The 12,824-nt window shown below is 28.0% G+C and carries 18 protein-coding genes and 1 pseudogene; 15 read left to right on the top strand and 4 right to left on the bottom strand.

Annotation, left to right across the window (positions count from 1 at the left end):
* Positions 1-31: 31 nt before the first annotated feature.
* From HMPREF2953_RS10255 to HMPREF2953_RS11360, 8 genes are all read left to right on the top strand, one after another.
* Positions 32-280, top strand: a complete 249-nt coding sequence (locus tag HMPREF2953_RS10255) for a hypothetical protein (RefSeq protein WP_002449159.1) — start codon at positions 32-34, stop codon at positions 278-280.
* Positions 281-975: 695 nt separating this feature from the next.
* Positions 976-1,341 (top strand): replication initiation protein, encoded by a 366-nt coding sequence (locus HMPREF2953_RS11725; protein ID WP_256263340.1) that lies wholly within the window; start codon positions 976-978, stop codon positions 1,339-1,341.
* A gap of 348 nt (positions 1,342-1,689) precedes the next feature.
* Positions 1,690-2,217: a tubby C-terminal domain-like protein gene (locus HMPREF2953_RS10245; RefSeq protein WP_070673234.1), complete on the top strand. Its 528-nt coding sequence runs from the start codon at positions 1,690-1,692 to the stop codon at positions 2,215-2,217.
* A gap of 236 nt (positions 2,218-2,453) precedes the next feature.
* Positions 2,454-2,663, top strand: coding sequence for a hypothetical protein (locus HMPREF2953_RS10240; RefSeq protein WP_070673232.1), 210 nt, complete (start codon positions 2,454-2,456; stop codon positions 2,661-2,663).
* On the top strand, positions 2,650-2,799 hold the full coding sequence (locus tag HMPREF2953_RS11550; RefSeq protein ID WP_176746052.1) for a hypothetical protein: 150 nt from the start codon (positions 2,650-2,652) through the stop codon (positions 2,797-2,799). Before HMPREF2953_RS10240 ends, HMPREF2953_RS11550 begins: the two co-directional genes overlap by 14 nt.
* Positions 2,800-2,989: 190 nt before the next feature.
* Positions 2,990-3,154, top strand: a complete 165-nt coding sequence (locus HMPREF2953_RS11545) for a hypothetical protein (protein ID WP_176746051.1) — start codon at positions 2,990-2,992, stop codon at positions 3,152-3,154.
* 201 nt (positions 3,155-3,355) lie between these two features.
* A complete protein-coding gene (locus tag HMPREF2953_RS11715; RefSeq protein ID WP_070673230.1) occupies positions 3,356-3,547 on the top strand; it encodes a hypothetical protein in 192 nt (63 codons plus the stop codon).
* 947 nt (positions 3,548-4,494) lie between these two features.
* On the top strand, positions 4,495-4,587 hold the full coding sequence (locus HMPREF2953_RS11360; protein WP_141754107.1) for a type I toxin-antitoxin system Fst family toxin: 93 nt from the start codon (positions 4,495-4,497) through the stop codon (positions 4,585-4,587).
* Positions 4,588-4,824: 237 nt separating this feature from the next.
* Here HMPREF2953_RS11360 and HMPREF2953_RS10225 read toward each other — a convergent pair whose 3' ends face one another.
* Together HMPREF2953_RS10225 and HMPREF2953_RS10220 are read right to left on the bottom strand one after the other, a co-directional pair.
* Positions 4,825-5,595 (bottom strand): ABC transporter permease, encoded by a 771-nt coding sequence (locus tag HMPREF2953_RS10225; protein WP_070673226.1) that lies wholly within the window; start codon positions 5,593-5,595, stop codon positions 4,825-4,827.
* Position 5,596: 1 nt separating this feature from the next.
* A complete protein-coding gene (locus tag HMPREF2953_RS10220) occupies positions 5,597-6,292 on the bottom strand; it encodes an ABC transporter ATP-binding protein (protein ID WP_070673224.1) in 696 nt (231 codons plus the stop codon).
* Between the two features lie 219 nt (positions 6,293-6,511).
* Here HMPREF2953_RS10220 and HMPREF2953_RS10215 point away from each other — a divergent pair, with 219 nt between their 5' ends.
* Positions 6,512-7,120 carry a recombinase family protein gene (locus HMPREF2953_RS10215; RefSeq protein ID WP_000635273.1) on the top strand — a complete coding sequence of 203 codons (609 nt, stop codon included), beginning with the start codon at positions 6,512-6,514 and terminating at the stop codon, positions 7,118-7,120.
* 2 nt (positions 7,121-7,122) lie between these two features.
* Here the strand turns inward: HMPREF2953_RS10215 and HMPREF2953_RS10210 are convergent, their stop codons facing one another.
* Together HMPREF2953_RS10210 and HMPREF2953_RS10205 are read right to left on the bottom strand one after the other, a co-directional pair.
* Positions 7,123-7,308 carry a hypothetical protein gene (locus HMPREF2953_RS10210; RefSeq protein WP_000938699.1) on the bottom strand — a complete coding sequence of 62 codons (186 nt, stop codon included), beginning with the start codon at positions 7,306-7,308 and terminating at the stop codon, positions 7,123-7,125.
* Between the two features lie 13 nt (positions 7,309-7,321).
* Positions 7,322-7,864, bottom strand: coding sequence for a recombinase family protein (locus tag HMPREF2953_RS10205; RefSeq protein ID WP_000873696.1), 543 nt, complete (start codon positions 7,862-7,864; stop codon positions 7,322-7,324).
* 113 nt (positions 7,865-7,977) lie between these two features.
* Between HMPREF2953_RS10205 and HMPREF2953_RS10200 the strand changes: the two genes are divergently transcribed.
* The 6 genes and pseudogenes from HMPREF2953_RS10200 to HMPREF2953_RS10175 all read left to right on the top strand — a co-directional run bounded on the left by HMPREF2953_RS10200 (position 7,978) and on the right by HMPREF2953_RS10175 (position 12,538).
* Positions 7,978-9,429, top strand: coding sequence for a SulP family inorganic anion transporter (locus HMPREF2953_RS10200; RefSeq protein ID WP_000229534.1), 1,452 nt, complete (start codon positions 7,978-7,980; stop codon positions 9,427-9,429).
* Between the two features lie 13 nt (positions 9,430-9,442).
* Positions 9,443-9,856, top strand: coding sequence for a universal stress protein (locus tag HMPREF2953_RS10195; RefSeq protein ID WP_000278297.1), 414 nt, complete (start codon positions 9,443-9,445; stop codon positions 9,854-9,856).
* Positions 9,857-10,804: 948 nt separating this feature from the next.
* Complete coding sequence (locus HMPREF2953_RS11540) at positions 10,805-10,975, top strand: hypothetical protein (RefSeq protein ID WP_176746050.1); 171 nt, start codon at positions 10,805-10,807, stop codon at positions 10,973-10,975.
* A 238-nt stretch (positions 10,976-11,213) separates the two neighbouring features.
* Positions 11,214-11,597 (top strand): plasmid mobilization protein, encoded by a 384-nt coding sequence (gene mobC / locus HMPREF2953_RS10190; RefSeq protein ID WP_070673222.1) that lies wholly within the window; start codon positions 11,214-11,216, stop codon positions 11,595-11,597.
* Between the two features lie 165 nt (positions 11,598-11,762).
* Positions 11,763-12,026: pseudogene (locus HMPREF2953_RS10180) on the top strand (relaxase/mobilization nuclease domain-containing protein); the annotation flags it as partial.
* Positions 12,027-12,121: 95 nt separating this feature from the next.
* Positions 12,122-12,538 (top strand): VOC family protein, encoded by a 417-nt coding sequence (locus HMPREF2953_RS10175; RefSeq protein WP_070673216.1) that lies wholly within the window; start codon positions 12,122-12,124, stop codon positions 12,536-12,538.
* Positions 12,539-12,824: the final 286 nt, after the last annotated feature.

The raw sequence follows: 12,824 nt of genomic DNA, 5'->3' as shown, positions 1-12,824 counted from the left end.
TGTTATTTTGAAACAAAAAGGAGTTTTTGTGATGATAACTAAGAGTATTAAATATCCTTATGCGAAATTAACTTTTGATGTTTTAGGTATCCTTTCTAGTATCACTTTTTTAATATTAATTGCTATTAATTTCTATGCTGATTTTAAAAGTAATGGTACTTCGAAGATAGGTGTTGAATGGACTGGAAATGATTTTGTTTTAGGTGTTGTTTTAATTTGTATTATTTTAGTGTGTGCTATAACTTCTTTTATTTTAAAATCAATAAAAAACACGAAATAAAAAGTAGAACCGGTTGTTGTATTAATTGGAATATCAATAGTTTTGTGGTTGTTAAATAAAATCGAAGTTGATGCTAGAGGAATTGATAATGTTATCAGCGAGTCTCAGTATAATAGTGTTGCATTTGTGAATTTTTTGATTTAGAGGTATTTAATATCGCTTTTTGTATTTTAAGAGCTATAAACTTATTTTTCGTATAAAAAGTATGTACTCCCTAAATGAATACTCTAAAAAGCATTTTAAAATTGTAAATAGGGATATTTAAAATTTAAATTATGTTTGTGTTAAGTTTTACTAAAAAGGAGGCATCTTTTTGGTTATTCATGTTTTTTGTACGCTTTTAATATTAATTGCAATTGTGGCACTTATAAAAAATACAGTCAGTGATAAAAAGGATAAAAAATTAGATATTCTATCTAGCGTATCACTTTTAATATCGTCAATTTTACTTTTGATTTATGAAATTATTATTAATTAGAACGAGCATTTATGGTGAGAAAATTTATTGATGTTGAGAAGAATCCTTAACTAAACGTCAATTTATTAATGATTTAAAATATGTTTACTATAAAGTTTTAAGATGAACTTATATTGAATATAGTGGGCTTTCTTTTAAGAAAGTTGTTTTATTTACTGCTTATGAAGTAAACGTAGAAGATAAAATTATAACAATAAGTATCAACCCAAAATAAAAAATTCTTAATAAACTAACCAATGATTTTACTAAATTCGAACTAAATGAATTAACTAATATTAAATCACCGTATGCTAAAAATAGGTGTAAATTACTTAAACAATACAAACATACTGGAAATTTTAAAACTCAAATTGACGACTTTAGAGAACATTTAGATATTCCTCAATCATACAGAATGACTAATATCACAGACTATGTTTTAAAATTGATAATTAAAGAACTTACACCAACTTTTAAAAACCTTAATATAAATAAAGTGAAAGCTAGAAAGGAACGTAGAATTGAATCCTTAAAATTTATTTTTGATGCTGAGAAACGTATTCACAGAAAGCGACAGCCTAAAACGGAGAATATAGGCACATAGCAACACATGAGAAGTCGAGAAAAAACGCCAAAATGGTTAAATAAAAATAAAGCTATGATAGAAATATGAAATGAAAGGTACGATTAAGATTTAGAAGAACAGAGAAAAGCCTTTCCAAAGCAACTTGAAAAAGACTGGGAAGATTAAAAGTTTATAAGGAGTGATAAAATTTGGCATATCTTATGATATATCTGCCACTAATAGCTTTTTTATCAGTAATGTTAATAGGCTATATTTGTACTAAAATATTTATTCGTTAATACTTAATACTATTTACTCATAAATACTTTGCTACAGGCTATAACATCTAAATAGCTTGATTAACTAAATTTAAGGAGTTGATATAAATTGTATAAATACAAAATTTATAATAGATTATCTACTGCTCTCTCCAAAATTACAGATACGAATACTAATGATGTAATAGGTTATATAAAAAAAGATTATGCTAACATTATAACTCGATTTGTTGATTTAATAGGCGATGGAAAATTTTTTAATGGTTTTAAAGTTTATGATAATAAGAAAAATCTTTTATTTAAATCTAAACAAAAAAGTCCATTTAAGTATAAACAATTTGTTATTAGCTTTTTTAATGACAACGAGAAAAAGATTACTTTTGAAATATCAGATAAAAGTTGGTTTAAATCTTCTGAAAAAATAGATTTTAAATTTTTGGAAGAAACTTATGAATTGCATAAAAATATTGAAGAATGGTCTTATATTATTAATAAAAAAACCGATAAAAAAATTGCTAAATGGAGAAATCCAATTACTTCTCCTACTTCAATTTATTTTGAATTATTAGACAATAATTTAAAAGAATATGATTTACAATTACTAGGTTTATTTCATACTTACTTATACAGCGATTAGACTTTAGATTAATAGAGAAACACGACACGATAATCGATTGTCAAAAATTTAAGCATGTTGAGGGAAAACACAAATCAATTTGCTAAATATTGTAACCAACATCAACTCAACATGAAATACCGAATTATGAAGCTTTAGAATTTAACATTAGTAAATTACGAGAAAAGCTCGATGAGATATAGCAAAAATGAACTAATTTTTGTATTGTCCTTTTCACTATCGGAGGTATATGTGATATGAAGAAATCTAAACTAAGACACGTTCTTATTCTTTTACATTTAATATTTAGTGCTGTATTAATTATTTTTATCTATATGTTAAATAGTGCTTTATTCAAAAATGTATGGATACTAATAGCACTGTTTATGTATCCAATAGTTTTCCTAAGTATTATTGATGTTATAGCACCTAAACGAAAACGAGATGATAACAATGGGAACAACTAAAATAAGATCAACTAAATCAACATTAAGAGTAATCAAATACGCTAAAGGGAGTTTTAAAGCAACACGTGAACTATACGAAAAAACGAGTGGCAAGGGTGGCAATGAAGAACACATAGTTACCAGTCATTTAATCTAAGCGAAGTAGCATTAACATAACGTAATCAACTTGAAATGGAATTAGTCGAGAAAATCGCACCACATTATCAAGTAGCGATTAAAGAAACATCAAAATACTCGGCGAGGTCATTAGACTATGCAAATAAGAGTATTTTAAAATTTAATAACTTCTATGATAAAGTTTACTTAAAAAAGGAGCGACTAAATTTGTGAAAGTTATAAGTATTATTTTAGGAATTTTAGTTATTCTTTCTTGGTTATTTGTAATGAGAGAATACAGAAAAGGAAATGAAAAGACAGAAAAAGGTAAGTTAGTCATATTAATTGCTTGTTTATTAACTTTTATCATGACTTTAATGAATTTCTTTGATTAGACTACGTATTTATGCCAAGAAAATTTATTGATGTTGAGAAGAATCTCTAATTAAGTTTGCAAACGAATGTCACCATAACAAAAGCTATGATCTCAATCATTCGATAATTTTAGGGATTGCTAAGTGTTCTGAGGATCAACGTCAATAAAGCAATTGAAACAAAGTAATTATGGTAAAATTTTTAAAAAAAGGTGGGATATTTTGAATAAAAAAGACGAGTTAGATATAACTTTTATTATGTCTACCATTTTGAATATTTTATTTTTAGTTGGGTTAACTTTCTTAGTTCAATTAGAAAATTTATATATTTTAATTCCATACACTATTCTGATTTTTATAAATGCAGTTTATCTAGTTGTTAGGGCTATAAATATCACTAAAAATAGAGCATGACATTTAGGCGAATTTGAAACAAGTTTCTTCTTGTCTAAATACTATATAGAAATAAAGTTCTTTTCTAAAGATAGGGAGCGTAAAAAGTACATAATATAAACTTTGAAGTTTAGGAGTTGATTTATAAATGTATCTCTATGATATTAAACATACTATCGCTCTTGTTTTGAATATATTTTTTGTAATATTTATGCCGTTAGTTATTAAATATGGGAATATATTTATAACTATTATTTGGATCATACTTGGAGCGATAAATGCAATTTATATTTATCGCAAAAATGCAAAAATGAAAAAAGATCTACAAAACAAAAAGTAGATTATGCATTTATGCCGAGAAAATTTATTGATGTTGAGAAGAACCTTTAACTAAACTTGCAGACGAATGTCAGCATAGCGTGAGCTATTAAGCCGACCATTCGACAAGTTTTGGGTTTGTTAAGGGTTCCGAGACTCAACATCAATAAAGCAATAATTTTTATTTCGAGCATTTTTCACATAGTACTTTTTGATTTTTTGCCCAACTTTTTAGGTTTGTTATTCCGTTAAGATTTTTTGAATTTGTGTGTATTGTTATATTTTCGTTTTTGTCGATTTCTTTATCACAATTACTGCATTTTAATTTTTCAAGAAACATAAAATGACCTCACTTTTTGTGGTTTTTAAAACGAATTGAAAAAGAGTTTCTTCTTGTATTGATATTATATAGGAATAACGTTCTTTTTTTAATAGGGATAGATACTTATATATTAACTTGAATGATTTAAAAAATTTGAAGATATCTATATTTACTAAATTCAAGGTTTTTATTGTTAGTTTTTGATGTTTATTTAAACATAAAATGACCTATCGGAAGTCATCTGTAACTCAATTATTAGAAATGATATAATACAAAGGTCGCCTATCTCTCAGGCATCAATTCAGATGCAGAGAGGAGGTGTATTATTTTGTTAATCATTTTCGTTCACATTATAGCACCAGTCGTCAGTGGCTGTGCTGTTGCGTATTATACTTATTGGCTTAGTAAACGCAACAAATAATTAATAGGCGACTATAAGTCAACACTATAAAAAATCCCCTCACTACGGCAATAGTGAGGGGATTGGTGTATTAATTGTTAATCATTTTCGTTAATTAGATTATAACATTGGTTAGTATAGGAATGCAAAATTGATATTCATGAAATGTCAATTATAAGTACATTCACCCCCCCTCATAATAGTAGTAGTGAGAGACTTAGTATGTTACTTGTTAATCACAAGTTATATTGAACTTATTTAGATATTTTTCTTTCTGAAGACAAATACAACAAGAACTAAGAAAATAAATATATAAACAATATTACCAATAAATAATTCATGTAATTCTAACTTTGTAATTTCTTTAAAACTTTTATCAATAATTTGAACCATGATATTCATCATGTTAATTGGATTCCATTTTAACCATTCCCATTTATCAATAACAATTGTTAATAAACCAGATAAAATAGAAGTAGCAAAATAAAAGACAATGCCGACTGCAATAGAAACACCTGGACTTTTCATTGCACATGAGATTAATAAAGTGATGCTTAAAACTAACCAAGTTCCAATAAATGTACCTAATCCAGTTAATAACATTTTACTTAATAGTGATAGTTCATCACCTTTACTCTCAAGTAAATTAATATCGTTAAAGAAAATAGCCCATAAAACAATAGCTATAGCTATTGTAATAATAAAATAAATTAGCGAAAAAATAATTAAGGTTACGATTTTACTAATAATGATACTTGATCTTGTATATTTACGGTAAAGCAGATTTTTAATTGTACCATGATAAAATTCCATTGAAATGATTGTACTTGCTTGAATGATTAATAAGAAGATTAACCATGAAAATCCACTAAATGCTGATGAAATAGCTAATTTTGGAGAAAAAACGTCATCATAATTTTTAGAGACTACTGCTTGAGCAAGCATTAATAATATAATAATAATAGGGATAATATATGTTGATTTCTTTTTAAATAACTTGAAACACTCTTGTTTGATTAGCGTACTCATTTTATGATTGTTCCTCCTTATCTATAATATCTAATAATACATTTTCTAAATCATTATCCTCGTATTTATTTAATTCTTCTTCTGTAGTTTCTGTTACAATTTTCCCTTTATTGATAATAAAGATAGAATTGGTGATTTTTACTAATTCACTTAAGATATGACTAGAAATTAAAAAAGTAACGCCCTCTTGTGCTTTTTTAATGATAAGTTCTCTAACATCCCGTACAGCTTTAGGATCCAATCCATTCATAGGTTCGTCTAAAATAATTAATTGAGGTTGATTCAAGAAAGCTATTGCGATACCTAATTTTTGTTTCATACCAAGGGAGTATGTTTTTGCTTTATTATGTATATACTCATTCATTTTAAGTTGTGAGACAATGGTATCAATGTCATTAGAATTTTTAGATTCATTTAAAAGTTTTAGATTGTCATAGCCTGACATGAATGGATATATTCCTGGACTTTCAATTAATGCGCCAATATTACTTTTTTTATGTTTATTTTCAATAACATCAAATTGTCCATTTTGATAGCTTGAATACCCCAATATAACTTTCATTAAAGTTGTTTTACCTGCTCCATTAGCTCCTACAAGACCAGCAATTTGACCCCGATCTAACTTTAATGAAACATCTTCAAGAATAGTTTTTTTACCTATCTTTTTGGTTAAATGCTCTACTGTTAAAACATTCATACGATAATCTCCTTTTAAGTTATTAAAATTTTTAATATAAATCTAAACTTAATTTATCATAAAAAGGAACTAAGTTAAATTTACATAAAATAACATCGATATAAAATTGTGAGATATTGTAGGTTATAGGTACACCCTAATCATACATATGTAGTTATTGAATTTATAGTAACTAAAACGTATGATTAGGGTGTATAATTAATTGTGAGGTGAAAATCAATGATTGTTGGTTATGCGAGAGTATCATCAATCGAACAAAATTTAGAAAGACAACTCGAAAATTTAAAGACGTTTGGTGCTGAAAAAATATTTATAGAAAAACAATCTGGGAAATCTATTGAAAATAGACCAATACTTCAAGAAGCACTTAACTTTGTAAGAATGGGGGATCGGTTTATAGTAGAATCTATTGATCGTTTAGGTCGTAATTACGATGAAGTGATTCATACCGTTAATTATTTAAAAGACAAAGAAGTTCAATTGATGATTACTAGCTTACCTATGATGAACGAAGTCATTGGCAATCCATTATTAGATAAATTTATGAAAGACTTAATCATTCAAATATTAGCAATGGTTTCAGAACAAGAACGAAATGAAAGTAAACGTAGACAAGCGCAAGGGATTAAAATTGCGAAAGAAAAAGGTGTGTATAAAGGACGCCCTTTACTATATTCACCTAATGCTAAAAATCCTCACAAGAGAATTGTTTACCATCGTGTTATTGAGCTACTAAATAAAGGAGAATCTATTAGTAAGATAGCCAAAGACGTGGGTATTACACGTCAAACAATTTATAGAATCAAAAGGGAAAGAACAGAACATTAATTTTATAAAACAAAAAGCCTTTTATGTATAGTTATTTGAAATTTAGAAATTTTTTGTGCTAAATCTTCCCCTGCTACGCTCTCAAGTGCTAATAGAAAAGGTTTTTCACTCACATCCAACGTTTTAAAATCTACGCTATTTTCTTCTCGAATCGATAACAATACTTTATAGACTATATCTTGTAACAACGTTCATCACCTCTTATTTATCTAGATGACGATACAAAGTTGCCCTACTTATGTTTGTCTGTTCTTTTATCTCATCTAAAGTGTATTTTTTGCTCATATACATTTCAATAGCATCTCTAAGATTTTTATCATCTCGCTTTGGTCTTCCTAAAGTTTTTCCATCTTTTGAATAATTCTCTAATCCTACACGAGTTCTAAATTTAACAATATCACTTTGAAAGTCTGTGATATCATGTAATATCTCTATAAATTCACCTTTGATGTCTTTATAAATGTAACGATTTAAATTAATAACATATAAAGATATATCCTCCTGAGAAAGATAATCTAATATATCTACTAAATGTTTCGTAGAATCTGCAAGAATACATAAATCCGTAACGTATAACATATCTCCAGGAACTAATTTTTCATTTAAAAGAACATCTAATATATTCCTCTTCTTATTATTAGCATGAATTTCTTCAACAATTTCATTTGTATGAGTTTCTATTTTCTTTTTTTGTTCATTTAAATCGTCGTTTATTGTAACGGGTCTAATATAACCGTATTTCATTTAATTGCACCACCCTGTAGCTAAAGTTTAACACAAAGTTTCATTAAGGGGTATACATATGAAACTTTTCTGATATACTTTACAATATAATTAAATAAAAAGGAGAGTAAGTTATGGTTGAAAAATTAAAAAATGAATGGCTTAACCAGCCAGGCAAAAATATACTTGCAGGTATTGTAGTTGCCTTAGCTTTAATCCCTGAAGCTATCGCATTCTCCATCATTGCTGGTGTAGATCCTATGGTTGGTTTATATACTTCGTTCATTATTGCTGTCGTCACTGCTATTGTAGGTGGTAGAGCGGCGATGATATCAGGTGCAACAGGGGCTATTGCCTTATTAATTGTGCCACTTGTGAAAGATTACGGTGTAGAGTATCTTCTAGCTGCTACTATACTGATGGGGTTAATTCAATTAATTTTAGGACTTCTTAAAGTAGGTCGTCTAATGAAATTTATACCTCGTTCTGTCATGATAGGTTTTGTGAATGCTCTAGGAATCATGATTTTTATGTCTCAAATAGAACATATCTTTGGGATATCAATTTCAACTTATATATATGTAATTGTAACGTTACTCATCGTATATATAATTCCAAGATTTTTTAAAGCTATACCTGCACCATTAATAGCTATTATCGTATTGACTGCCCTTTATATGTATACAGGTTCTGACGTTAGAACTGTGGGAGATTTAGGTAATATCAAACAAGCTTTCCCTCACTTTTTAATCCCTAATGTTCCCTTTAATTTAGAAACTCTTCAAATTATTTTCCCTTACTCTTTATCTATGGCTATTGTAGGTTTAGTTGAGAGCTTACTTACAGCTAAAATTGTAGACGATGCTACAGACACTTATAGTAGTAAAAATAGAGAGTCCTGTGGTCAAGGTATCGCTAACATGATTACCGGATTATTCGGTGGCATGGGAGGTTGTGCCATGATTGGTCAATCCGTCATCAATGTTAAATCAGGTGCAAACAGTAGATTGTCTACATTTACAGCGGGTATTGTACTTATATTTATGATTATTGTACTTGGAGGACTTGTAGTTCAAGTTCCAATGCCAATTTTAGCAGGTATTATGGTTATGGTTTCTATTGGTACATTTGATTGGAATTCCTTTAAATATATTAAGAAAGCACCAAAAACGGATGCAGTCGTTATGCTTATTACAGTGATTATTGTTTTAATGACGCATAATTTAGCTTTAGGTGTTGTTGCAGGCGTTGTTTTCAGTGCTTTATTCTTTGCTACTAAAATTTCAAAAGTAGAAGTTATTTCTGAAGAGTTCGGTAAAATAAACCGATTATCTTTTAAAGGACAAATCTTTTTTGTTTCTATTGATTCTATGATGGAGCAAATAAACTTTGAGATTGAAAATAGTACCATAGAATTAAACTTCAATAATGCACACTTATGGGATGATTCTGCAGTAGATGCAATTGACACGATAGTACGAAAATTCGAAGAAAAAAATAATATTGTTCGTATAGAAAAATTAAATTCAGATAGTCATAAAGTTGTTTCAGAGTTAAGCCAACTAAATGAAAATCATTTAAACTAAAGGAGCGTTATTTATGTATAAATCAATTTTATTAGCAGCAGATGGATCAGAGAATAGTTTGCGTTCAGCAAAAGAGGTTTTAAATTTTATAGATGATAATACGATTGTTACTATTCTTACAGTTGTAGATGTTGAGGAATCGAAAACAGATGTTTTACATGGTAAACAAAGTTCCAGTTTGACGAATGAAAGAGAAGACAAACTCTCTCATATCACTGAGTTATTTGTAGAGCATAATGTAAAATATGAAATGAAAATTGCACATGGTGTTCCTGCGGACACAGTTGTTTCAGTTGCCAATAGTGGAGAATTTCAAGCTATTGTTTTAGGAACACGTGGATTAAATAGTTTGCAAGAAATGGTGTTAGGTAGCGTCAGTCACAAAGTAGCAAAACGTTCAGAAATTCCCGTTGTTATTGTAAAATAGTCTGTCTAACTTAATCCTTTCACGGATTGAGTTTTATTTTAGAGGTGAATAATAGATGAAAACCAAAAATTTCTATTATGGTTGGGTTATTGTATTTAACGAGTCCATATTGTGAAACTTTGGAAGACTTACAACACGATATAACCACAAATCAACACTCTACGATTTTTTCAGAAGAAAATATAGTTGGCGCATTTGAAATTAAAGAAAACATAATAGTCAACATTTATATAAAATTTTCATTTCTCAAAATGAACAGAATAATGGAATTAGTAAATTAACTATGAAAATGATTTTCGAAAAATTTACTAATAAAAATAAATAGACCGTTTATACTCCTCATAAAAATTGTAGAAATTACCACTTCTATGAATCTTTAGGGTTTGAAAAGTATGGTGAGGCTATTTTATCAGATAAATTAACATTATTTAAATATGCTAAATATAACTAAAAATAATATCTCCATTATATATAGTTATGTATATCTCCTGGAGTTTATTCAACTAATATCTGACAGTAATTAACATAATCGATGATTATAGGTAGTAAGTTTGTATAATATATCATTTATTGTCTTTCCTCTTTATAAAAAAAAGCAGAGCTATTGTAATTATTAAGATTACTAAAGTTATCAACAAAGATTTTTCTATATCATTAATTAAAAAAAGCAATATCATAAAAATTGGAATTATTAGTATCATTAGCGAAAAGAACTTATTCAATTTAAAGTCATCCTTTCAACATTTTTATTTTCTTTGGTAATTCCTTAAAGTCATTAATATTAATAAAAGTACTATATTTATAATATTGATTTATCACAGTTTATTTTTTCAAAATACAATAGTTCTGATAATACAATATTACTTTCAATATTAGTCTGTTTAATATATTATTTTATATTAATTATAATTTGTTTAGTTATTTTTAAATATAATAGGAGGAATTATTATGAAAAATTTTAACTATACTGATATAGGAGATAAAATTAAGCCAGGAGATAAAATTATAATAGAAATGTCTTTTCCTCAAAAATTCTCTTTCGTAGGTAGAGCCGATTCAGTATTTAAAAAACTACTAGAAGATAATAATGCTAAAATAACAAAATCTGATAAAGAGTAAATTGAATTTAGAAATATTGTTATATAAAATAAGTGGCTAATATCTAGCCACTTATTTTTTCGCAGAAAAAATCTTAAGGGGCTTGGGGATATTCCCTAACAAGCCGGCGACGCTACCACGTATGTGGCTAGCAAAGACAGTACTTGCCAAACCACTATATTACTTTAATAACCTTTACATATTTTATATGCTTAGGTTATTAAAGTAATGACTTTCGAAGAAAGCGTGGTGGGAATGAATGAATGAACGAGACACATTTGTGGCTAGCGACGATGCTGTTAGGAAAAACCGTAAACCTAACCGTAAGGAGCCTAAACAAATTAGCTTTCGAGTGAGCGAAGACGAATATTTAAAGTTACAACAATCTGCGGAAACTTTAAATATGAGTGTGCCTGCTTTCGTTAAGAAAAAGGCACAAGGCAGTCGATTGGTCGCACCAAAATTTGATAAAGAAACGCGACAATCGATTGCTAAGGATTTAAGCAAGCTAGGATCAAATGCTAATCAAATTGTTAAATATTGTAACCAACATCAATATGAGGCGCCGAATTATGAAGCATTAGAATATAATATCGAAGAATTGCGTAAAAGGTTGGATGAAATATGGAAAGTTCTAAAATAAATATGATTTTAAGTCTAATTTTATTTATTGTCTATTTAATTATGATTAGCTATTTTATTTTTTATGCACATCAATTTTGGGCAAGTATCTTTTTTTTACTTTTAGCCTTTATAAATGTTATTAAATGCTATACATCTTATAAAGAAATGAAAGAACGTGATACAAATGGCCACAGCTAAAATAAGTTCAACGAAATCAACGTCACGGGCTATTAATTACGCTGAAAAACGGGCTGAAGAAAAAAGTGGCTTAAATTGTGACATAGACTATACCAAGGGAAGTTTCAAAGCGACACGTGAACTGTATGGAAAAACGGGTGGCAACGAAGGTCATGTGGTTATCCAGTCATTTAAGCCTGGAGAAGTAACACCAGCACAATGTAATCAACTTGGAATGGAATTAGCCGAGAAGATAGCACCTAATCATCAAGACAAGAAGAAACTCGTTTCAAAAGCCACCTCTTTTTGACATTAACGTAACGTAATACATTACAATAAATAAAAATAAAAAAAGAGGTGGAAACAATGGAGTTTTATCAAATGCCAATGTTTAATAAAGTGCTAGTTAAAGACATTGAAAAAGCAGAGAAATGGTATGAAAAAACACTTGGTTTTAAAAGTGTTTTTAAATTTAGAAATGATAAAAATGAAGTGCTAATGAATCATTTAAGACTAGAAAAATATCAAGATTTAATGCTAATTTCTCAAAGAGATTTTGAAGTTGGAAACTCAATATATTTAAACATCTTAGTAAAAGATATCGAAGAAAAGTCAGAAAATATTTCAGGAAAATTTATAGTAAGTCAATTAGAAGAACAACCATGGAACGCTAAAGAAATGACAATAAAAGATCCAGATGGACACTTAATAACACTTACTCAATCAAATATTAGCGATACTGATTTTGAAAAATTAATGAAACAAACTTCTAAAGATTATTAGATAACAAATCTATATTGCTTTATTCCAATTGCTTTTTTATGATAACTTAAGTTTATAAAAATAAAATAAGCATAATTCACGAAACCGGTTTGTTTTTTACAAACTGGTTTTATTTTTTTATTTTAATTAATGTCTAAATTTATAAAAAATCGGAATACTCTTATTTATAATTCTAAGATACCTTTTAGAGCATTTAGAGATATTTATAGAATAATAAAAGAGTTAAAAAGTAATAGGAAAAATAGGATTTGGATAAAAAAATCAATCCTATTTATAGGATTGACGT

It is taken from the genome of Staphylococcus sp. HMSC072E01, from assembly GCF_001814125.1.
Lineage (GTDB): Bacteria > Bacillota > Bacilli > Staphylococcales > Staphylococcaceae > Staphylococcus > Staphylococcus hominis.
Note: the sequence above shows the minus strand (reverse complement) of the source record. Positions and strands in the feature narration are given on the sequence as shown.